This window comes from Vibrio sp. Makdt, from assembly GCF_027587015.1.
GTDB classification, from domain to species: domain Bacteria; phylum Pseudomonadota; class Gammaproteobacteria; order Enterobacterales; family Vibrionaceae; genus Vibrio; species Vibrio chagasii_B.
The window spans coordinates 125,313-147,299 of sequence record NZ_JAPPTH010000006.1 but is presented as its reverse complement, the minus strand read 5'-3'; the positions used below and the strand labels follow the sequence as shown (position 1 = coordinate 147,299).

22 protein-coding genes and 1 other RNA gene are annotated in these 21,987 nt (G+C 46.0%); 18 read left to right on the top strand and 5 right to left on the bottom strand.

What is annotated here, in order from left to right:
- Positions 1-7: 7 nt before the first annotated feature.
- Positions 8-463 (bottom strand): Z-ring associated protein ZapG, encoded by a 456-nt coding sequence (zapG, locus tag OH460_RS09860; protein WP_061033389.1) that lies wholly within the window; start codon positions 461-463, stop codon positions 8-10.
- A 219-nt stretch (positions 464-682) separates the two neighbouring features.
- On the opposite strand from zapG, the gene zapE reads away from it, so the two are divergent.
- The 8 genes from zapE (at position 683) to sspB (ending at position 7,024) form a co-directional block, all read left to right on the top strand.
- Entirely contained in the window at positions 683-1,786 is a 1,104-nt protein-coding gene (gene zapE, locus OH460_RS09855) for a cell division protein ZapE (protein ID WP_269996958.1), read from the top strand.
- Positions 1,787-2,033: 247 nt separating this feature from the next.
- Positions 2,034-2,462, top strand: coding sequence for a 50S ribosomal protein L13 (rplM, locus tag OH460_RS09850; protein ID WP_004740759.1), 429 nt, complete (start codon positions 2,034-2,036; stop codon positions 2,460-2,462).
- Between the two features lie 15 nt (positions 2,463-2,477).
- On the top strand, positions 2,478-2,870 hold the full coding sequence (gene rpsI / locus OH460_RS09845; protein WP_004740758.1) for a 30S ribosomal protein S9: 393 nt from the start codon (positions 2,478-2,480) through the stop codon (positions 2,868-2,870).
- A gap of 331 nt (positions 2,871-3,201) precedes the next feature.
- On the top strand, positions 3,202-3,792 hold the full coding sequence (gene petA, locus OH460_RS09840; RefSeq protein WP_004740757.1) for a ubiquinol-cytochrome c reductase iron-sulfur subunit: 591 nt from the start codon (positions 3,202-3,204) through the stop codon (positions 3,790-3,792).
- A complete protein-coding gene (locus OH460_RS09835) occupies positions 3,792-5,057 on the top strand; it encodes a cytochrome b (protein ID WP_008223666.1) in 1,266 nt (421 codons plus the stop codon). The genes petA and OH460_RS09835 overlap by 1 nt, the downstream gene beginning before the upstream one ends.
- Entirely contained in the window at positions 5,054-5,791 is a 738-nt protein-coding gene (locus OH460_RS09830) for a cytochrome c1 (protein WP_269996957.1), read from the top strand. The genes OH460_RS09835 and OH460_RS09830 overlap by 4 nt, the downstream gene beginning before the upstream one ends.
- A 97-nt stretch (positions 5,792-5,888) precedes the next feature.
- Positions 5,889-6,524: a stringent starvation protein SspA gene (gene sspA, locus OH460_RS09825; RefSeq protein ID WP_004740754.1), complete on the top strand. Its 636-nt coding sequence runs from the start codon at positions 5,889-5,891 to the stop codon at positions 6,522-6,524.
- A gap of 5 nt (positions 6,525-6,529) precedes the next feature.
- Positions 6,530-7,024, top strand: coding sequence for a ClpXP protease specificity-enhancing factor (sspB, locus tag OH460_RS09820; RefSeq protein WP_061033386.1), 495 nt, complete (start codon positions 6,530-6,532; stop codon positions 7,022-7,024).
- 98 nt (positions 7,025-7,122) lie between these two features.
- Here the strand turns inward: sspB and OH460_RS09815 are convergent, their stop codons facing one another.
- From OH460_RS09815 to OH460_RS09800, 4 genes are read right to left on the bottom strand one after another with little or no spacing between them, the layout of a single operon-like run.
- Positions 7,123-7,728 carry a BON domain-containing protein gene (locus tag OH460_RS09815; protein WP_171730860.1) on the bottom strand — a complete coding sequence of 202 codons (606 nt, stop codon included), beginning with the start codon at positions 7,726-7,728 and terminating at the stop codon, positions 7,123-7,125.
- 16 nt (positions 7,729-7,744) lie between these two features.
- On the bottom strand, positions 7,745-8,335 hold the full coding sequence (locus tag OH460_RS09810) for a phosphoheptose isomerase (RefSeq protein ID WP_004729817.1): 591 nt from the start codon (positions 8,333-8,335) through the stop codon (positions 7,745-7,747).
- A 2-nt stretch (positions 8,336-8,337) separates the two neighbouring features.
- A complete protein-coding gene (locus OH460_RS09805; RefSeq protein ID WP_061033384.1) occupies positions 8,338-8,736 on the bottom strand; it encodes a YraN family protein in 399 nt (132 codons plus the stop codon).
- Positions 8,723-10,540 carry a penicillin-binding protein activator gene (locus tag OH460_RS09800; protein ID WP_269996956.1) on the bottom strand — a complete coding sequence of 606 codons (1,818 nt, stop codon included), beginning with the start codon at positions 10,538-10,540 and terminating at the stop codon, positions 8,723-8,725. The genes OH460_RS09805 and OH460_RS09800 overlap by 14 nt, the downstream gene beginning before the upstream one ends.
- A 61-nt stretch (positions 10,541-10,601) precedes the next feature.
- Between OH460_RS09800 and rsmI the strand changes: the two genes are divergently transcribed.
- From rsmI to ftsW, 10 genes are all read left to right on the top strand, one after another.
- Complete coding sequence (gene rsmI, locus OH460_RS09795) at positions 10,602-11,468, top strand: 16S rRNA (cytidine(1402)-2'-O)-methyltransferase (RefSeq protein ID WP_116870006.1); 867 nt, start codon at positions 10,602-10,604, stop codon at positions 11,466-11,468.
- 273 nt (positions 11,469-11,741) lie between these two features.
- Positions 11,742-12,181: RNase P RNA component class A (rnpB, locus tag OH460_RS09790), an RNA gene on the top strand.
- A 228-nt stretch (positions 12,182-12,409) separates the two neighbouring features.
- Positions 12,410-13,360 (top strand): 16S rRNA (cytosine(1402)-N(4))-methyltransferase RsmH, encoded by a 951-nt coding sequence (gene rsmH, locus OH460_RS09785; protein WP_269996955.1) that lies wholly within the window; start codon positions 12,410-12,412, stop codon positions 13,358-13,360.
- 3 nt (positions 13,361-13,363) lie between these two features.
- Positions 13,364-13,681 (top strand): cell division protein FtsL, encoded by a 318-nt coding sequence (ftsL, locus tag OH460_RS09780; protein ID WP_269996954.1) that lies wholly within the window; start codon positions 13,364-13,366, stop codon positions 13,679-13,681.
- Positions 13,678-15,435: a peptidoglycan glycosyltransferase FtsI gene (locus OH460_RS09775; protein ID WP_008223684.1), complete on the top strand. Its 1,758-nt coding sequence runs from the start codon at positions 13,678-13,680 to the stop codon at positions 15,433-15,435. The genes ftsL and OH460_RS09775 overlap by 4 nt, the downstream gene beginning before the upstream one ends.
- Positions 15,436-15,453: 18 nt before the next feature.
- Positions 15,454-16,938, top strand: a complete 1,485-nt coding sequence (gene murE, locus OH460_RS09770) for a UDP-N-acetylmuramoyl-L-alanyl-D-glutamate--2,6-diaminopimelate ligase (RefSeq protein ID WP_269996953.1) — start codon at positions 15,454-15,456, stop codon at positions 16,936-16,938.
- A complete protein-coding gene (locus tag OH460_RS09765) occupies positions 16,938-18,311 on the top strand; it encodes a UDP-N-acetylmuramoyl-tripeptide--D-alanyl-D-alanine ligase (RefSeq protein WP_269996952.1) in 1,374 nt (457 codons plus the stop codon). Before murE ends, OH460_RS09765 begins: the two co-directional genes overlap by 1 nt.
- Positions 18,308-19,390: a phospho-N-acetylmuramoyl-pentapeptide-transferase gene (gene mraY, locus OH460_RS09760; protein WP_008223690.1), complete on the top strand. Its 1,083-nt coding sequence runs from the start codon at positions 18,308-18,310 to the stop codon at positions 19,388-19,390. The genes OH460_RS09765 and mraY overlap by 4 nt, the downstream gene beginning before the upstream one ends.
- A 58-nt stretch (positions 19,391-19,448) precedes the next feature.
- The gene (gene murD / locus OH460_RS09755) at positions 19,449-20,765 is read left to right on the top strand and encodes a UDP-N-acetylmuramoyl-L-alanine--D-glutamate ligase (RefSeq protein ID WP_269996951.1); all 1,317 of its coding nucleotides are present in this window, start codon (positions 19,449-19,451) and stop codon (positions 20,763-20,765) included.
- Positions 20,766-20,787: 22 nt separating this feature from the next.
- Complete coding sequence (gene ftsW, locus OH460_RS09750; RefSeq protein ID WP_061033378.1) at positions 20,788-21,984, top strand: cell division protein FtsW; 1,197 nt, start codon at positions 20,788-20,790, stop codon at positions 21,982-21,984.
- The last annotated feature ends 3 nt before the right edge of the window (positions 21,985-21,987 follow it).

Sequence of the window (21,987 nt, the reverse complement as noted above, 5' to 3'; positions counted from 1 at the left end):
TAAATGTTTATGATGCTTTTGCTGTGACTACATCTGGAGCATCAATGATTTCTTTCTTGTGTTCAGTAAACAAACCGGTTGCACCATTGGCGTAATCTTTAGGTTGCTCTTCCAGTGCTGCTTCTTTGGTTGCCGACTTTTCTTGTGGCTTCTCTGAATGGGCAGCCGCTGTCTTCACAAACGGGTTGTCTTGCTCTGGCAAATTAGGGATTAGCTCTGAGCTGGTTTTTTCCATGTGTTGGTACAGTTTTGTGTAGTCCTTACCTAAGGTGTCCAACATCTCTGCTGATTTCGCAAAGTGATCAGCCAGCTCTTGTCGCTGCTGCTCAAGGGCAAACTTTGCGCTATCCAATTCTTTCTGTACGTTCTTTTGCTTCTTGTATTCAGGTGTCATAAGACGAGAAATAGCGACCCCTAAAATAACTCCGACTAGTAAACCGGCAATGGCATACATCCAAGGCATAACAGCTCCTTATTATTGTTTTTTAACATGTTTGTTACTGCTTAGTTACACGTGCTACGGCTCCATGGTACTATGAGAAAGCCGCAGTATAAAGAGAAATGCATGTGCGCTACTTAGCAGTTTAATGCTGCATTATTCACCGCTTAATGTCACGTCTCTTACTGTTTGAACTTAATTTTATTCGCTGTCTGATATCGCTTTCATTGTGGAAATGTCGTCATGAATCCCGTCCAAAAATACGAACAAGATATAAAAGAGCATGGATTTCAAAGAGATCCAGCGCAAGAGCAAGCCGTAAAATCTTTAGATGAACTCTTTCATCAGTTCCAAGATTACGTAAATACTCCCATTCCTCAATTGACTCGATTCCAGAAATTGCTCGGTAAGCAGCCAGAGCTACCGACACCACCGAAAGGTCTCTACTTTTGGGGTGGCGTAGGGCGCGGTAAAACCTACCTTATGGATACGTTCTACGATGCCTTACCGACCACTAAAAAAATGCGAGTTCACTTTCACCGCTTTATGTATCGAGTACATGATGAATTGAAGGCGTTGGGCAATGTCAGCGATCCACTGCCTTTGGTTGCTGATAAATTGAAGCAAGAGGCTTATATTATCTGTTTCGATGAGTTTTTCGTTTCCGATATCACCGATGCGATGATCTTAGGTACCTTATTCCAAGAGTTGTTCGCACGAAACGTTATCTTGGTTGCAACCTCGAACATTCCGCCTGCTGACCTGTATCGTAATGGTCTGCAGCGTGCGCGTTTCTTGCCAGCGATTAAGCTGATTCAAGACAACTGCCATATTCTCAATGTTGATAGTGGCATTGATTATCGTCTACGTACCCTAGAGCAGGCTGAGATATACCACTTTCCACTCGATAGCCAAGCGAACATCAATCTTGAGAAGTACTACAACCAACTGGTTGGGGAAGATAAAGAGAGACTCAAGCAAATTGAAGTGAATCATCGTCAGTTAGACGTTATTGAAGCAAGCGATGGTGTATTGCATGGTACTTTTGCTCAGCTTTGTCAGTCGGCTCGAAGCCAGAATGATTATATTGAACTGTCGCGCGTTTACCACACGGTTCTCTTGGCTGATGTACTACAAATGGGCGCGACTTCCGATGACGCAGCAAGACGTTTTATCGCACTAGTGGACGAGTTCTATGAGCGCAATGTAAAGCTGATTATTTCTGCGGAAGTAGAGCTTGAAAATTTATATACCCACGGCCAGCTAGAGTTCGAGTTTAAACGTTGTCAGTCGCGTTTAATTGAAATGCAGAGCCATGAATATTTAGCAAAAGAGCACTTGAGTTAGCTAGGATTATCTCGATTGAGAAGTAGAAATAAAAAAATCGTGATTTTGTTCAAAAAGAGGTGATTTTTTCTTCGCTCTTCTCTATAATCCTGCGACCTACCGTTACTGCGGGCCTCTAACGATGAGTTAAATCACGTTATGCCAAGAGTTTTCCAACACTCGAAGGGGTGATGAATGGTGACTCTTAGACAGTGGGAATACGCGAGTATTCCTTAAGTGTAAATTTTTTAAATAGGTAATTATTAGCATGAAAACTTTCGTTGCTAAACCAGAAACTGTAAAACGCGACTGGTATGTTGTAGACGCTGAAGGTAAAACTCTTGGTCGTCTAGCAAGTGAAATCGCTTCTCGCCTTCGTGGTAAGCACAAAGCAGAATACACTCCTCACGTAGACACTGGTGATTACATCATCGTTGTTAACGCTGAGAAAGTTGCTGTAACTGGTAACAAAGCTAAGGGTAAGGTTTACTACCGTCACTCTGAGTTCCCAGGTGGTCTTAAGTCTATCACTTTCGAAAAGCTGATCGACAAGAAACCAGAAATGGTTCTAGAACTAGCTGTTAAAGGTATGCTTCCACGTGGTCCTCTAGGCCGCGCTATGTACCGTAAGCTAAAAGTATACGCTGGTGCTGAGCACAACCATGTTGCTCAACAACCACAAGTACTAGACATCTAATTGGGGATTATGAAAATGGCAGAGAATCAATACTACGGCACTGGTCGTCGCAAAAGCTCAGCAGCTCGTGTTTTCATCAAACCAGGTTCTGGTGAGATCGTAATCAACAAGCGTAGCCTTGATGTTTACTTCGGTCGTCCAACTTCTCGTATGGTTGTTAAGCAACCTCTTGAGCTAGTTGAACTAACTGAGAAACTTGACCTTTACATCACTGTTTCTGGTGGTGGTATTTCTGGTCAAGCTGGCGCAATCCGCCACGGTATCACTCGCGCTCTTATGGAGTACGATGAAACTCTACGTCCTGCTCTACGTGCAGCTGGCTACGTTACTCGTGACGCTCGTTGCGTTGAACGTAAGAAAGTTGGTCTACGTAAAGCACGTCGTAAACCTCAATTCTCTAAGCGTTAATTTTTCTTTACGAAAAAGTACACGCTCCCAGTTTTATTACTGGAATTGTGGTTCAAAGCTCGGCTATATGCCGGGCTTTTTGTTTTTCTCCCCCCTGCTAAATGCTTTTCCCCTCTCGTTTTATTTCCAAATTCTTGTATTTTGAAAGCTTTTGTAACTCAATGTGCGCTTTGCCTCATGATTGTTACAAAAAGGTAGCTTTATCTTGTCAAAAAGTAGGGTTTTATTTATCATTTGCCGTCAATAAATAGAACTAAATACATATTTTGTTAGCCATGCTCTTTAATCGGAATAATTTCAATCCACAAGGAGCAAATGGGAGAATGTTTGGATGAGCAACGCGCCTTTAAATAACGGTCGCAGGCGTTTCTTAACCGCAACAACAGCCGTTGTTGGTGGTTTGGGAGCTGCTGCTGTAGCCGTGCCTTTTATTAAATCATGGAATCCGAGTGCCAAGGCGAAAGCTGCGGGTGCACCGGTGGAAGTGGAAGTCAGCAAGTTAGAACCGGGACAAATGGTTCGTGTCGAGTGGCAAGGTAAACCTGTATGGGTTGTACGTCGTGCTGAGTCGGTACTAGAAAACCTAAAATCTATCGGTGGTCAACTTCGTGATCCTCAATCTGAAGCTGAACAACAGCCAGAATACGCACAGAACGAATTCCGTTCAATTAAGCCGGAATTCTTCGTTGCTGTTGGTTTCTGTACGCACTTAGGTTGTTCTCCGACTTACCTACCTGATTCTTTCGCAGAACAAGTACAAGGTGTTAAGTCTGGTTTCTTCTGTCCGTGTCATGGTTCGAAATTTGACATGGCTGGTCGAGTATTCCAAGGCGTACCTGCACCATTGAACCTTGTTGTGCCAAAGCATATGTATTTAAGCGACACCAAGATCCTGATCGGTATTGACGAGGGAGATGCATAATGCAAGGACTACTAGACTGGGTTGAAAAACGTATACCCGCGATGAATGCTTACAAAAAGCACTTATCTGAATACCCAATGCCTAAGAACTTTAACTTTTGGTACCTTTTCGGTTCTTTGGCAATGTTGGTATTGGTTAACCAAATCCTTACGGGTATTTGGCTAACAATGAACTACGTACCGTCTGGTGAGGGTGCGTTTGCTTCTGTTGAATACATCATGCGTGATGTGGAATACGGTTGGCTACTACGTTACATGCACTCGACAGGTGCTTCGGCATTCTTCGTTGTTATCTACCTGCACATGTTCCGTGGTCTAATCTACGGTTCTTACCAAAAACCTCGTGAGCTACTTTGGATCTTCGGTATGTTGATCTTCTTGGTGCTTATGGCCGAGGCTTTCATGGGTTACCTACTACCATGGGGTCAAATGTCTTACTGGGGTGCTCAGGTAATCATTTCTCTGTTTGGTGCGATTCCTGTTATCGGTGATGACCTAACGCTTTGGATCCGTGGTGATTACATCATCTCTGGTGCAACGTTGAACCGTTTCTTCGCACTGCACGTTATCGCGCTACCAATCGTACTTCTGCTGCTTATCGTGCTTCACGTACTAGCGCTGCACGAAGTGGGTTCGAACAACCCAGACGGTATCGAGACTAAGCTTCCTAAAGGCACAATGGGCGACGACTACAAAACTCAGTTCCCATTCCATAAAGATTACACTAAGAAATACGACATCATTGACTCTATTCCTTTCCACCCATACGGGACAGTGAAAGATATGGTTGGTGTTGCTGGTTTCCTATTCTTCTTCTGTTATGTGCTGTTCTTTAACCCAGAGATGGGTGGTTTCTTCCTTGAGCCGCCAAACTTTGAAGCTGCGAACCCGCTGAAGACACCTGAGCACATTGCTCCTGTATGGTACTTCACGCCGTTCTACGCAATCCTACGTGCGGTTCCTGATAAGCTGCTAGGTGTTGTAGCAATGGGTGCATCGATTGTTGTGCTATTCCTACTGCCATGGTTCGACCGTTGTAAAGTGCGTTCTTACCGTTACCGTAGCAAACTGCATTTGATTAACATAATCCAATTCACAATAAGCTTTATTGCGCTTGGTGTACTTGGTGCGCTTCCAGCAACACCAACATACACGTTACTAGCTCAAATCTTTAGCTTAGGTTACTTCATGTTCTTCGTTCTGCTGTGGTTCTACAGTAAAAATGAAGCGACGAAACCATTACCAGAAAGGGTGACATTCAAATGAAAAAGTGGATTGTAATTTTATTTGCTATGTTGCCGTCACTGGTGATGGCAGCGGGTGCAAACGTACCATTAGACAAAGCGAACAATGACTTAACGGACAAAGCTTCATTGCAAAATGGCGCTAAGATGTTCATGAACTACTGTTTTGCTTGTCACTCAACGCAATACCAACGCTATGAGCGTGTTGCGAATGACTTAGAGATCCCAGTTGATCTAATGAAGGAAAACCTGATTTTCGACCCTGAAGCGAAAATTGGTGACCTAATGGTTAATGCGATGCCTTCTGAGCAAGCGGCAAGCTGGTTTGGTGCTCCGCCACCGGACCTAACTTTGGTTGCTCGTGTTCGCGGTGCTGACTGGCTATACACGTACCTTCGCACTTTCTACGAAGACCCGTCTCGTCCATTTGGCGTGAACAACATTGTTTTCCCAAGTGTTGGTATGCCGCACGTTCTTGAAGAGCTGCAAGGTATCCCTACACCAATCTACGATACTCACATTGTAGATGGCGAAGAAGTAACAGTGGTTGTTGGTACTGAGACTGATGGCTCTGGTGAACTGAGTGCTGGTGAATACGATGAAGCGGTTCGCGACCTAGTTAACTTCCTAGTTTACTCGGGCGACCCTGTTCAACTTGAGCGTCATGCTCTAGGTTGGTGGGTAATGGCTTTCTTAGTAATCTTCACTATCATTGTGATTCTGCTGAAGAAAGAGTATTGGCGTGATGTGCACTAATTGTGCTATAATACCGTGCTAATTCCCAAATTATGTTAATGTTCAATGGAGGCTTTAGGCCTCCATTGTTTTTATTTAAAGTGTACTGGAGGGCTCCATGGCTGTAGCTGCCAATAAACGTTCTGTAATGACTCTTTTCTCAAGTGCTTCTGATATGTATAGCCATCAGGTGCGCATCGTTCTTGCTGAAAAAGGCGTAAGTGTTGAAGTTGAGTTGGTTGATGAAAAAAATCTTCCAGCAGAGCTTGTTGAACTGAACCCGTACAAATCAGTACCAACTCTTGTTGATCGTGAGCTTGCTCTTTACGACTCTAAGATCATCATGGAATACCTAGATGAGCGTTTTCCTCATCCACCATTGATGCCTGTATACCCGGTTGCTCGTGGTAATAGCCGTCTAATGATGTACCGTATTGAGCGCAACTGGTACTCAGTTGCAGAGAAGATCGTTAAAGGCAATGCTGAAGAATCTGAAGCAGCACGTACTAAACTACGTAACGATCTACTGACTCTAGCTCCTATCTTCGCAGAGTACGAGTACTTCATGAGCGAAGAATTTAGCCTAATCGATTGCTACCTTGCTCCGCTACTATGGCGTTTACCTGAGCTTGGTATCGAGCTAATTGGCCCGGGTTCTAAAGAGCTTAAAGTTTACATGAACCGCGTATTTGAACGTGATTCATTCCTAGCTTCTTTAACGGAAGCTGAGCGCGAGATGCGACTAGTTCGCTAAGCGTTATGGATATCTCAAATATGACACCACGCCGACCATACATGCTTCGTGCATTCTATGATTGGCTGGTTGATAACGAATTGACTCCACATCTTGTAGTTGAAGCAACACTGCCAGGCGTGCGAGTTCCAGAAGAGTTTGTTCAAGATGGTCAGATCATTCTGAACATCGCACCTCGTGCAGTTGGACAACTTGAGCTGGGTAACGAAGCTGTGACGTTTAGCGCTCGTTTTAGTGGTCGTCCTCACTCTGTGATCGTTCCACTTTATGCTGTACAAGCGATTTACGCTCGTGAGAATGGTGCTGGTACCATGTTTGAACCTGAAGAGGCTTACATGGAATCGTTCGAAGAAGGGATTGAAGAAAGCCCTTTCGAAGAGCCAGAAAAAGGCCCATCTTTGAGTGTTGCAACGGTTGAACCAGAAGCTGAAGAGCCAGACTCAGATCCTGAGCCACCTCGCCCGGCGAAAGGTCGTCCAAGCCTTCGTGTTATCAAATAACGTTAGTTATAAGTAACGACTCAATAAAAAGCAGCGACTCATCGCTGCTTTTTTCTTTTCTGTTACCTGCTGATTTCTTTGCAGTTTTAGCTTAATCGCTAGTTAACAGCTGTCTCTTCTTCACCGTATTCAAATGCTCGGATTACCTGCTTCACACCGGAAATGTTGCGTGCAACTTCCGTCGCGATATCTGCGTGTTCACGAGATACTAAGCCCAGTAAGAATACTTCTGAATCTTCAGTGATGACTTTCACCTTGATGCCGTTCAGCTCAGAGTTAGCCAGCAGAGCCGATTTCACTTTCGTGGTAATCCAGCTGTCTTTGCTGATAGCGCTAACAGAGAGAGGCTCTTTCACGCGAATCTGATTGTGAATCGTTTCGACGCCAGGTACATCTTTCGCTTGGCTCTCAAAAGAGCGGCGTTCAGCATCTGTTGTTGCTTGGCCCATTAATACCACCGAGCCGCGGTAAGAACTGGCAGTGACACGAACGCTACCACGGTATGGCTGTTTGTTAGTGATGGCTGCGACTTCAAATTCGATATTGTTGTCGTTCCAAATCTCTTTAGTGGTTCGCGTGTCAGTGACAATGTTTGCAGTGGTTGCTGCACCAGCAATGAAAATGCCAGCACAACCAGACAAAGATAGTGTAAGTAGCGAAACACTAATCAGCTTCAATAGCGTCTTAGAGGTAAATGATTTCATTGTGATGCTCCGTATATCACTCTTCGTGAGCAGGGAAGAGTACTTGATCGATTAGGTCACATAGGCAGTGTAGTGTCACCATATGCACTTCATGAATGCGCGCTGTGCGGTGTGACGGGATACGAATTTCTACATCGTGCTCACCAAGCAAACCTGCCATTTCACCACCATCTTTACCGGTAAAGGCGATGATAGTCATGTCACGAGTTACCGCTGCTTCCATCGCTTTAATGATGTTCTTGCTGTTACCGCTAGTCGAGATAGCCAGTAAAATATCACCCGTTTGACCAAACGCACGCACCTGTTTAGAGAAGATCTCTTCGTAGTGGTAGTCGTTTGCAACCGCAGTAAGCGTGGTGTTATCAGCAGTAAGGGCCATTGCTGGTAGGCTAGGGCGCTCGGTTTCAAAACGGTTAAGTAGGCATGATACAAATTGCTGAGCGTTTGATGCGGATCCACCATTACCACAACATAGGATTTTGTTTCCGTTGAGCAAGGTAGCAACCATAGCTTGAGCGGCGTGCGTGATTGCATCTGGTAGTGCTTCTGCAGCCGCAATTTGGATTTGAATACTTTCTGTAAAACTTTCTTTAATGCTGTCTAGCATGTTTATCCTTGGGTAATCGCGTTTTGAATCCAGTTGATATGATCATCTGGCCCTTCAATGGCAATGATATCAAACCTGAAATCTGTGGAATGTACCGACAAGCCTTGCTGCATCAGCCACACTTGGGCTGTTTTGAGTAGCCTTTGTGACTTCTTCGCTGTCACCATCTCAGCGGCATGTCCGTAGCGAGTTTGCTTACGGTATTTTACCTCGGCAAACACAATCGTATTGTTATGGCGCATTATAAGATCAATCTCGCCACATTTTGCTATGAAGTTTTGTTGAATTAACGATAAACCGTGGCGGGTCAAATAGGCCTTTGCCACGGCCTCGTATTGATCACCCACTTGTTTATGGGTGACCGTTGCTTTGGACAAGAACGTTCGGCTAAAAAGCCCCATGCTCTGCCCAGCTGATTTCACGTTGTACTACACAGTTGTTGTCGATGGTTAACACGCCAGTTTCACCCGGAATACTGTAACCCTGTACGGCTTTCATCTGTGGTAGTGCATCCATTAGGTAGTATGCATCCATACCTAACGCTTGCAGACGTTTCTGGCCGTTTGAATGTGCAGGCCATAGATCATTAAGTTCTTTGTTCAGCTCACCTTTGTTTTCAACTAGCAGTGGGATATCGCTGTAGAATACACCTGTTAGGTCTTCATACTGCTTGTCGCCGCTATTACTGCGTGAGTTAGAGAACAGAGCTGGCTGGCTAGCATCTGGGTTGATCGCAACTTCAATGAAAGGCTTGATCAGCGTTAGCTCTGAGTTCTTCGCCACGATGTAGACAGAATCGATATCACGACGACTGCGTGGCTCGGTTTCTAGGTCTAGATCAAGTAGGTTATCCATTTGCGCGATGCGCTGTTGGCTCTCTTGTAGACCGAATACTTGATTCACGTTGCGTTGAAGTTGGCGTTTGTCCGAGAAGAAGCTGATTGCCACATCGTTATTGCTGTATTTCTTCCACTCTTCTTTAAACGCTTGCTCAACACGATCACCAAGGCGTCCCTTCGGAGCCAGAATTAGTGGGTATTTGTAGCCTTGAGCAAACAGGTGTTTCGCTGCTTGAGCAACCTCTTGCTCAGGAGATAGAGCGAGGTAACAAATATTGGTGTCAGGTTCTAGCTGAGTTGGAATATTCAGAGCTAAAGCTGGAATCGAGTTCTCGTGATTTTTCTGCGCTTGCTGAAGCTTAGTGATGTTGCTCTTAATCAGCGGGCCAACGATGAAATCAACATTGTTTTCTTCAAGTGTCGCTTTAATTTCAGCGGCACTTTGAACATTAGTGTCCATAACCGTCAGCGTTGCATCTTCTTCGCGCTCTTTGTCATTCATCATCGCAAAGATGAAACCATCACGTACCAGTTGTGCTTGCTTACCATATTTACCCGTTAGCGGCAGTAGCAATGCAGTGCTGGTTGGCTTGCTGATCTCTAAGGCTAAGATGTCCGTGATCGCTTGCGGTGTGTAAGTAGCAGCAGGATGCTGAGGATTCTCGGCTAACCAATCAGACAAGGTTTCTTGTAGGTTTGGCAGGTTCGAGTTGAGTGTCTTCATGTAAATAGCGAGCTGTAACCAACCGGCTAAAACGTCTTCCGTCGGTGACGTCTTCAGTTCCAGAATCTCATATTGAGAGTAGCTATTTAGGTTTTGCCAAATTCGATCTGCAGCTTGTTGTTGGATCTCGTCGTTATCTTCTGCGTACTCAGAATAAAGAACAAGTTCACGACTCGCCTCGAAATACTCGCTTCGCATCTCTGAAATATTCGCACGCAGCTCGTGGTAATCTTTCCACTGTTCGTTTGGCAGTTTCCACCAAGGCTGGAAGTTTAGTTGGCTGTACGCTTGATCCGGCTGTGAGTTATTCACCAACAGTTGAGCTCGAGCGAGTTGCCATTCTGCTTGCTGAACTTCAGTGAGCTCTTGTTTTGCTAAGCGTTTGATAAGCAGTGTCGCTTGGTCGGTTTTGCCAGCTTGCACAGAAGCTTTAAGCGCCATGATTAACCAGTCGTTTTGTAGGCTTCCTTTGCTACTGTCCGCCTGCATCATGTAACTTTCAGTGGATTGCACTGGATCTAGTGTAATATCTACGCTTGTTGGTGCTTGTGGACCTGAAGAACAAGCCGCCAATGTAATTGCTAATGCAATTGGAGTTAGTAAGCGTGGTACACTGAGTCTCTTATGGTTCATCGTTGCCATGAGTTCTTTAAATTCCGTATAAATTTGTATCTATATTAATCGTTGAAGTGATGGTAAACAAATGACAGATAACAAAACCTTGCTCACAGAGAGCCCAACTCTCTACATTGTGCCAACCCCAATCGGAAATTTGGGAGATATCACTCAAAGAGCAATTGAAATCTTATCAAGTGTCGATGTTATTGCAGCCGAAGACACACGCCACACGGGTAAGCTGCTTGCTCACTTCAATATATCAACCAGAACGTTCGCTTTACATGATCATAATGAACAAACTAAAGCTCAAGTTCTAGTCGAAAAGCTATTAGAAGGTCAGTCTATCGCATTAGTCTCTGATGCGGGTACACCTTTAATCAGTGATCCAGGTTACCATCTTGTATCACAATGTCGTCAAGCGGGTGTGAGAGTTGTGCCACTTCCTGGTGCTTGTGCTGTGATTACCGCGTTAAGTGCGTCAGGTTTACCATCGGATCGTTTCAGCTTTGAAGGCTTCTTGCCACCAAAGAGTAAAGGTCGTAAAGACAAGTTCCTTGAGATAGCGAAAGCAGAGCGCACGTGCATCTTCTACGAATCACCGCACCGCATTTCTGACTCTCTACAAGATATGCTTGAGATCTTAGGCCCTGACCGTGAAGTTGTGTTGGCGCGTGAGTTAACTAAGACTTTCGAAACCATTCAAGGCCTGCCTCTTGGTGAGCTGATTGAGTGGATTGAAGAGGACGCGAACCGCAAGCGCGGCGAGATGGTATTACTGATTCATGGTCACCGCGAAGAAGCGAGCACTGAACTACCAGATGAAGCGACTCGCACGCTGGGTATTCTGACCAAAGAACTGCCTCTTAAAAAAGCGGCGGCAATGACAGCAGAAATCTACAACTTGAAAAAGAATGCACTGTACAAATGGGGCCTAGAGCACCTGGATAGCTAATGCTTCTATAGTGATTTAACGCTGATACAGATAGAAGAGCCCCTAATGAGCCTCTTTTATCTGTATCTCTCATCACAGAACTCTAGTCCGCTCTTAGTTCTTTTCTCATCTCGAATCTCGCCACCCGCATCTGCTCCTCACTCTTTTCGTATCGCTAACCTCGTCATTCATATCAGCCCTTTATGGTCAATTCCCCATCAGTTAATCATTGGTTTGCACCATATTTGTGATCTCGCTAGACACTGCACACTAATCTCTATACAATCCGCCCTCGGAGTTGAACGGGTAATCGCTGCTTTGCTGATGTCCTTCGGGAGACTGACGTTGAGGTCCTTCGGGAAACTGACGTTGAAGTCCTTCGGGAGACTGGCAGAGGGGAGGAACGTCCGGGCTCCATAGAGCAGGGTGCCAGATAACGTCTGGGGGGCGCGAGCCCACGACAAGTGCAGCAGAGAGAAGACCGCCGATGGCCTTATTTCTTCGGAAGGGGCACAGGTAAGGCTGAAAGGGTGCGGTAAGAGCGCACCGTGCGACTGGTAACAGTTCGTAGCAAGGTAAACTCCACCCGGAGCAAGATCAAATAGGCCCTCACATTGCGTTGCTCGCGTATGGGGGCGGGTAGATTGCTTGAGCCTGTGAGCGATTGCAGGCCTAGACGAATGGTTACCGCCGCGCAAGCGGAACAGAACCCGGCGTATGTGTCAACTCCACCCATTTTAAGAACCCATCATTACTTAACGGTAGTGATGGGTTTTTTGCTTTATATTGACGTAAATTATTTAGATTTCCTTAAAATCCGTCACCTTGGTATGAGCTTGGGTCAAAAATTCCCAAAGCCTGTACACAATATGGTGGAGATACAGCGTGAAATCAGTACACTAAAACGTTAACAGAACAAATTATTGCCGAACTAATGGCTCAATCCACTCACTGAGAAGACTATGACAGAAGCATTCAAACATATTTCAGTATTGCTTAACGAATCTATTGACGGACTTGCGATCAAACCTGACGGTACCTACATCGATGGTACTTTTGGCCGTGGTGGTCACAGCCGTACAATCCTGTCTAAACTGGGCGAGAATGGACGACTATTTAGTATCGACCGCGATCCACAAGCGATTGCAGAAGCACAAAAAATTGATGACCCTCGCTTTACTATCATCCACGGCCCATTCTCTGGTATGGCTGAGTACGCTGAGAGTTATGATTTAGTGGGTAAAGTAGACGGCGTTCTGCTGGATTTAGGTGTTTCTTCTCCGCAACTTGATGACGCTGAACGTGGCTTTAGTTTCATGAAAGATGGCCCGCTGGATATGCGTATGGACCCAACTTCGGGCATCCCGGTATCTCAGTGGTTACTAGAAGCAGATCTTGATGACATCACTTGGGTGATTCGTGAGTTCGGTGAAGACAAGCACGCTCGTCGTATCGCGAAAGGCATCATTGCTTATCAAGAAAACGAAGAGAATGAGCCGCTAACTCGCACTGGTCAGTTAGCTAAGCTTATCTCTGATGTAGCACCAAAAAGCTTCAAAGAGAAAAAGCACCCAGCAACGCGTGCGTTCCAAGCATTCCGTATCTACATTAACAGTGAACTGGAAGAGATCGACACGGCACTAAAAGGCGCAGCAAGCATTCTTGCTCCAGAAGGTCGCCTGTCTGTTATTAGCTTCCACTCACTTGAAGACCGTATGGTGAAGCGCTTTATTCGTAAAGAGAGCCAAGGCCCGCAAGTACCTCACGGCCTTCCGTTAACGGAAGAGCAGATCAAAGCACTAGGCAGTGCTGATCTTAAGCCTGTCGGTAAAGCGATCAAACCATCGAAAGGCGAAGTGGATGAGAACACTCGTTCACGTAGCTCAGTATTACGAATCGCAGAAAAGCTATAGTCAATGAAGACCTCCAAGTCGAACTTAGCCAAGATAATATTTTTTGATTTGATCTCCGTGGGTAAAGTCCCATTGGTGCTGCTTATCTGTATCTTCGCGAGCGCGATGGGGGTCGTTCTCACGACACACATGTCACGTCAAGCAATCACGCAAAAAGACATGGCATTGAGTGAGCGTGAACAGCTTGATAATGAATGGCGAAATTTAATGCTTGAAGAGACGGCTCTGGCTGAACATAGCCGCGTTCAAGCATCGGCAAAACGAGAGCTAGACATGAAACGTCCAGACTCCGACAAAGAAGTTGTGATCACACTGAAATGACCGGAAAAAAGGAAAAAGCACCCGCGAAAGCCGTTAAGAAACCAACGAAAGAGCGAGTGAAGAGCGAAAAGGACTCGGATCCAATTCTGATTAAATGGCGTTTCAACGTCGTTATTGCTTTTGTGTTGGTTGCCTTTTCTGTACTAGTCGGTCGTGTGGCTTACATCCAAGTTATTGAACCAGATAACTTAATTCGTCAGGGCGACCTTCGTTCTGTACGTGTTAAGGCTATCCCTTCTGCCCGCGGGATTATCTCAGACCGCAATGGCGAACCACTTGCCGTCAGTGTGCCTGTTGAGGCGGTATGGGCTGACCCGAAAACCATCTTTGATAAAAATGGCATGGCCCAAATTGATCGTTGGTATGCGCTAGCTGATGTACTTGGCTTAGATCGACAATCGATGATCAACAAAATCTCCAGTGACAAATCTCGTCGTTTTATCTACCTACAAAGACAAGTTAGCCCCGCGATGGCGAAATACATCCGCGACTTAAAGCTGGTGGGGATTGGTCTTAAAGCAGAATCACGTCGTTATTACCCAGCCGGCGAAGTCAGTGCGCATCTGATAGGTGTGACCGGAATTGACGGACACGGGCTAGAGGGTGTTGAGCGCAGCTACGATAAGTGGCTAACGGGTGAAGCCGGTAAACGTACAATCCGTAAAGACCGTTACGGGCGAGTAGTGGAAAACATTGCACTAGAAGAGCGTGAAGAAGGCAAACCACTCGAATTAACCATCGATCAGCGCCTACAAGCCATCGCTTATCGAGCGATTAAACAGGCGGTAGCCGATCACAAGGCGACGTCTGGCTCTGCTATCTTATTAGACGTAAAAACGGGAGCGGTTTTGGCCATGGTCAACGCGCCGTCTTACAACCCAAACAATCGTGCTGACTTACAAAGCTTTAAGATGCGTAACCGCGTGATCACCGATGCTTTTGAGCCAGGTTCGACGGTTAAGCCTTTTGTCGTTCTAGCGGCTCTCGAAAATGGCACCGCAGATGCTGATACTGTGATTGATACGGGCAACGGCATCATGCAAATCGGTGGTAGCCGTGTACGTGATACTTCCAAAGTTGGTAAGGCAGATTTAGCGTTAATCCTTAAGAAGTCGAGTAACATCGGTGTGGCGAAATTAGCCCTGGATATGCCGCTTGAAGCGCTACTGGGTATGTACAGTTCAGTAGGCCTTGGTGAGATGTCTGGGCTGAACCTAGTCGGTGAAACTGCCGGTATATTCCCTAACCGTCGACGCTGGTCTAAGTTTGAAATTGCTACCTTATCATTTGGTTATGGCCTAGCGATTACTCCGCTTCAATTGGCTCATGCCTATGCGACGTTAGCGAATCACGGTGTTTACGAGCCTATCCATATCGTTAAAAGCAACGACCAAGATTTCTCAAAACAGATCATCAAGCGCGAAAATGCTGAGTTGGTTTTGAACATGTTAGAAGGCGTAACCCAAAAGGGCGGTACAGCGACAAGAGCTGCCGTGCCGGGTTACCGAGTAGCAGCAAAAACAGGTACATCTAGAAAAGCGATTTCCGGTGGTTATGGAGACGAGTACTTCGCCTATACCGCTGGTGTTGCTCCAGTGAGTGACCCGAGAGTCTCTTTGGTTGTGATGATCAATGAACCTCAAGGTGACCTTTACTATGGCGGCTCGGTCGCAGCCCCTGTTTTTTCTGAAATCATGAAGGGCGCACTGCAAATACTGAATGTCCCTGCTGATGAAAACAAGTTTCAAGAATAGATCTAATCAGGATTCAATATGAGTAATAGCCTCACGCTGTCATCTTTACTTTCTCCTTGGGGAGATTTTAGTGCTCCCGAGTTAGCGTCGATTGCGGTTGAGCAATTGGAGCTAGACAGTCGTACCATCAAGGACGGTGATATCTTTGTTGCCATTGTAGGGCATGCTGTCGATGGTCGTCGCTTTATCGACAAAGCCGTTGCTCAGGGCGCAAAGGCGGTTGTTGCACAAGCCAGCGATGACAAAGTGCACGGCTCGGTTGAATGGTTAGATGCAGTGCCAGTGATTTATGTATCTGAGCTGAATGTAATCCTCTCAGAACTGGCAGGTCGAGTTTACTCTTCTCAAGCAACCAAGCTTATTGGCGTTACTGGCACCAATGGAAAAACCACCATCACTCAATTGATTGCCCAGTGGCTAGACCTAGTCGGCCAATGCTCTGCGGTAATGGGCACAACGGGTAATGGCTTTCTAGACAACCTTAAAACGGCGGCTAATACGACCGGTAGTGCGATTGAAATACAACGTACACTGAGTGAGTTGGCTGAAGAAAACGCTGCTTATACCGCGATGGAAATCTCGTCTCATGGTTTGGTTCAAGGTCGAGTTAAGGCGTTGAACTTTGAGGTTGGTGTATTTACCAACTTGAGCCGTGACCACTTGGATTACCACGGCACGATGGAAGAGTACGCTCTAGCTAAGAAGAGCTTGTTTACTCAGCACAAGTGTAAGCACGCTGTGATTAATGTCGACGATGAAGTCGGTAAAGCTTGGATGGCAGATCTGTCTAATGCAGTAGCGGTTTCATTACTTCCGTTATCGGGCTACCAGCAGTCAGTATGGGCATCGGATGTTGCTTATGCAGAGACAGGTATCAAACTCGCTTTTGATGGTAGCTGGGGGCAGGGACAACTGTCTGTTCCTTTAATTGGCCAGTTCAACGCATCAAATGTATTGGTTGCTTTCGCGACATTACTTTCACTAGGCATCGACAAGCAAACCTTGATCGACACAGCACCTCAACTGCAACCGGTTATTGGTCGCATGGAATTGTTCCAAGTACCAAACAAAGCCAAAGTAGTGGTTGATTATGCGCATACACCAGACGCACTAGAGAAAGCATTAGCAGCACTACGAGTTCACTGCTCTGGAAAGCTATGGGCAATCTTTGGCTGCGGTGGTGATCGAGATACCGGCAAGCGCCCTATGATGGCGGTGACCGCAGAGCAGTTCGCCGACAAAATTATTATTTCAGATGACAATCCTCGCAGCGAAGATCCGGCATTGATTGTTAAAGACATGCTGGCAGGTTTAAGTGAGCCTGAAGTCGCCTTTGTTGAACACGATCGCTTTCAGGCGGTTAAGTTTGCTCTAGAGCATGCGGGTAATAACGACATTATTCTTCTGGCAGGTAAAGGCCATGAGGATTACCAAGTATTGAAAGACAAAACGATCCACTATTCGGATCGAGAGTCTGCGCTACAACTTTTAGGTATTTCATAATGATTGATGTATCACTCGAGCAGATCTGCTCAGCGGTGAACGGTCAGCTGATAGAGGCTGGCAAATCGAGCAATAGTTTGATCAATGCGGTTTCTACCGACACTCGCACCGTTGAACAAGGTGCGCTGTTTGTTGCTCTCGTAGGTGAACGTTTTGATGCGCATGATTTTTGCGGTCAGGCTGTTGAGGCCAATGCGAGTGCGTTATTAGTTCAACGAAAACTTGACCTAAATATTACTCAAGTTGTTGTTGAAGACACTAAACTTGCTTTAGGTCAGCTAAGTGCTTGGATTCATGAGCAATGTAACGTTCCAACTATGGCGATTACAGGCAGCTGCGGCAAGACAACTGTAAAAGAGATGGTTGCGAGCATTTTGCAGCAACGTGGCAAGGTGCTGTTTACAGCAGGCAACTTCAATAATGATATTGGGGTACCGTTAACCCTGCTGCGTAGTGAGTCAAGCGATGACTACGCAGTGATCGAACTAGGCGCCAATCACATCGGTGAAATTGCTTACACTACCCAGCTTGTGAAACCACAGGTTGCTTTGGTGAACAATGTCGCGGCGGCACACTTAGAAGGTTTTGGCTCTATCGATGGTGTGAAGCAAGCGAAAGGCGAAATTTTTCAGGGGCTTGCTACTGGTGATACTGCTATTGTTAACCTAGAGAGCAATGGTGGTGACTTCTGGAAAGATGTCCTTGCAGACAAAAACGTACTGACCTTTTCTGAAAGTGATGACACGGCGGATTACTTTGCGACGAATATTCGCATCAACGAGCAGGGTGAAGCTTGCTTTGATATGCAGACCCCGCAAGGTGCCATCGATGTCGAACTTGGCATTATTGGTCAGCACAATGTAGCAAACGCATTAGCGGCAGCTGCACTGAGCATTCAATTCGGTGCCACGCTTGCAGAAATTAAAAGCGGTTTAGCGAATCTTATCTCAGTTAAAGGCCGAGTTGAGGTTCAACAATTAAGTCAGAATATCAAGCTGATAGATGACAGTTACAACGCCAGCGTACCGGCAATGAAGGCTGCAGCTAAATTGCTGTCGAGCTTCAAAGGTCAGCGCTGGTTGATTTTAGGCAATATGGCTGAATTAGGCGATGAAAGCCTTGCACTTCACCGTCAAGTCGGTGAATATGCTGCCCCATTCGCTTTTGAGCATGTACTCACTTACGGTGATGATACCAAGGTGATTAGTGAAGTGTGTAACGGCACTCACTTTGCAACGCATGAAGCGATGATCGCGCACATAGAGCAGCACTTGAGCTTGCCAGAAAACGCGCCACATACCTTGTTGGTAAAAGGCGCCAATAGTGCAGGAATGAGTAAAATAGCCGCTGCTTTAAAGGAGAACTTTTCATGATAATTTGGCTTGCAGAGCTACTACAGCCACACTTTTCTTTTTTCCGTTTGTTCGAATACTTATCGTTTCGTGCAATCGCGAGCATTTTGACGGCTTTATGTCTGTCGCTGTGGATGGGACCTCGTTTAATTGAGCGTCTGCAAATGCTGCAAATTGGCCAAGTTGTTCGTAACGACGGCCCAGAGTCTCACTTTAGTAAGCGTGGCACACCAACTATGGGTGGTGTGATGATCCTTGCTGCGATCATTATTACAGTCTTGCTTTGGGCTGACTTATCAAACCCTTACGTTTGGGCGGTGCTTGTCGTGCTAGGCGGTTACGGTGCAGTTGGTTTTGTTGATGATTATCGTAAAGTTGTTCGTAAGAACACTGATGGTCTGATTGCTCGTTGGAAGTACTTTTGGCAGTCGGCGATTGCTTTGGTAGTGGCATTTGCTCTGTATGCTCACGGGCAAGACACTGCAGCAACACAATTAGTGGTGCCTTTCTTTAAAGATGTGATGCCACAACTTGGTTTACTGTACATTGTTCTAACTTACTTTGTTATTGTGGGTACCAGTAACGCGGTAAACCTAACTGATGGCCTAGATGGCTTGGCGATTATGCCAACGGTTATGGTTGCAGCGGGTTTTGCTGTTATCGCTTGGGCGACAGGTAACGTTAACTTTGCAGCATACCTACACATTCCATACATCCCATACACCTCTGAACTGGTTGTGGTATGTACTGCTATCGTTGGTGCAGGCCTTGGCTTCCTATGGTTTAACACTTACCCAGCACAAGTATTCATGGGCGATGTTGGCTCTCTAGCACTGGGTGGTGCGTTAGGTGTGATTGCGGTACTCGTTCGTCAAGAGTTGGTACTAGTGATCATGGGTGGTGTGTTTGTAATGGAGACCTTGTCAGTAATCCTGCAGGTGGGCTCTTACAAATTGCGTGGCCAGCGTATTTTCCGTATGGCACCGATTCACCACCACTATGAGCTGAAAGGCTGGCCAGAACCGCGTGTTATCGTGCGCTTTTGGATCATCTCAATGGTATTGGTACTGATTGGCCTAGCGACACTGAAAGTTCGTTAATCCTATGCGAGCCTCTGTATTAGAGGCTCTTTAAAACTATTAAGAGCATCTTGTTTAAATGGAACGTTGGCAAAATATTCAAAATGTAGTGGTTGTGGGGCTCGGTATTACCGGGCTCTCTGTCGTTAAACATCTCGTAAAATATCAACCTCATACGCATGTGAAGGTCATTGATACGCGAGAGCTACCGCCAGGAAAGGAATCTTTGCCTGAGTCGGTAGAGCTGCATTCTGGAAGCTGGAATGGCCAATGGTTAGCTGAGGCTGATCTGGTGGTTGCTAACCCAGGCATTGCTCTAGCGACGCCAGAAATTCAAGATGTGCTTCAAGCGGGTACGCCTGTCGTTGGTGACATCGAGCTGTTTGGTTGGGCTGTAGATAAGCCTGTTGTGGCGATTACTGGTTCAAACGGCAAGAGTACCGTGACGGATCTGACTGGTGTGCTTGCTAAGGCTGCTGGGCTTAATGTTGGCGTTGGCGGCAATATTGGCATTCCTGCCCTAGACCTTCTAGAACTTGATGCGGATTTATATGTCCTTGAACTTTCAAGTTTTCAGCTAGAAACTACATCGAATTTAAAACTTGCCGCTGCGGCATTCTTAAATCTGTCTGAAGATCATATGGATCGCTATCAAGGCATGGCTGATTACCGTGAGGCCAAGTTAAGAATCTTTAATAACGCGCAGTGTGCGATTGTTAATCGTGAAGACAAAGAGACTTATCCTGACCAGACAGTGCCATTGTTGACTTTTGGCCTAGATAACCAAGAGTTTGGTGTATCAATGATTGATAGTACTGAGTGGCTAGTCGATCACGGTAAACCTGTCCTTGCTACCCAAGGTTTAACATTGGTTGGACGTCACAATGTGGCGAATGCGTTAGTCTCACTTGCACTATTGAAGCAAGTTGGTATCGACTACAACAAGAGCCTTGAGGCTTTGAAGGCCTATAACGGTTTGACGCATCGTTGCCAAGTCGTGGCTGACAAGCGCGAAATCAAATGGGTTAATGACTCCAAAGCAACGAATGTAGCCAGCACATTGGCAGCCCTGTCTGGGTTGGAGTATCAAGGTACGTTATACCTTTTGGTTGGCGGCGTTGGTAAAGGTGCTGACTTTAGTGAGCTTGAACCAGTATTGGCGCAACTCGAGCGTGTTCAGCTGTGTTGTTTCGGTGAAGATGCAGATCAATTCATGCCTCTGCACCCATCGGCACAAAAGTTCGACACTATGCAGCAGATAATCGAATCCATCTCGCCACAACTGGTGGCTGGAGATATGGTGATGCTGTCTCCGGCGTGCGCAAGCTTCGATCAATTTAATAATTTCATGGCAAGAGGTGATGCGTTCACTGAGCTTGCTCATGAGTATGCTTAACGTGTTGAAGGACTAACATTCAGTGCAAAGAGTCAAAGAGATTAATCAATCCATCTGGCAGTGGCTAAACCGTGCTACTCCCGAGGCGCTTTACGATCGTCAATTGGTGTGGATTGCTCTTGGGCTAATGCTGACAGGTTTGGTGATGGTGACGTCTGCTTCGTTCCCCATCAGTGCTCGTTTAACCGATCAGCCGTTTCACTTTATGTTCCGCCACGCGATTTTCCTGTTGCTCGCACTGGGTGTATCCAGTGTGATATTGCAAATCCCGATGAAGCGCTGGTTTCAATACAGCATGTACCTGTTGGGCTTATCCTTCTTCTTGCTGGTCGTAGTATTAGCCGTCGGTAAGTCAGTTAACGGTGCCTCTCGCTGGATTCCTCTTGGGCTATTCAACTTACAGCCTGCCGAGGTCGCTAAGCTTTCCTTGTTTATCTTTATGGCGGGCTACTTGGTTCGTAAGCAAGACGAAGTGAGAAAAACCTTCTTCGGTGGTTTTGCAAAACCCATCATGGTGTTTGGTGCTTTTGCCGTCTTGCTACTTGGTCAACCCGACTTAGGTACCGTAGTTGTAATGTTGGTGACCCTGTTTGGTATGCTGTTCATTGCTGGTGCCAAACTGTCACAGTTTATTGCCTTGATGGTCGCTGGTATTGCTGCCGTCGTTGGTTTGATTGTCATAGAACCTTACCGTGTTCGACGTGTGACTTCATTCTGGGAACCATGGAATGATCCATTTGGTAGCGGCTACCAATTAACTCAATCATTGATGGCGTTCGGCCGTGGTGATTGGATGGGGCAAGGGCTTGGTAACTCGATTCAAAAACTCGAATACTTACCAGAAGCGCATACCGATTTTGTATTTGCGGTCTTGGCTGAAGAACTTGGCTTTGTCGGTGTGACCTTAGTATTAATGTTGATCTTCAGCTTGGTGTTAAAAGCCATTCTTATCGGCAAAAAAGCCTTTGAACATGATCAAGTGTTCAGTGGCTATCTGGCTTTTGGTATTGGTATTTGGTTTGCGTTTCAGACGCTTGTTAACGTAGGTGCCGCATCTGGCATCGTTCCGACCAAAGGTCTAACCCTCCCGCTAATCAGTTACGGTGGTTCAAGTTTAATTGTTATGTCTGTGGCGGTATCAATGCTGCTGCGCATTGACCACGAATGCCGAATGCAACAAAAAGAACAAGCTGATAGTCAAAACGAATTAGTAGAATAAGAA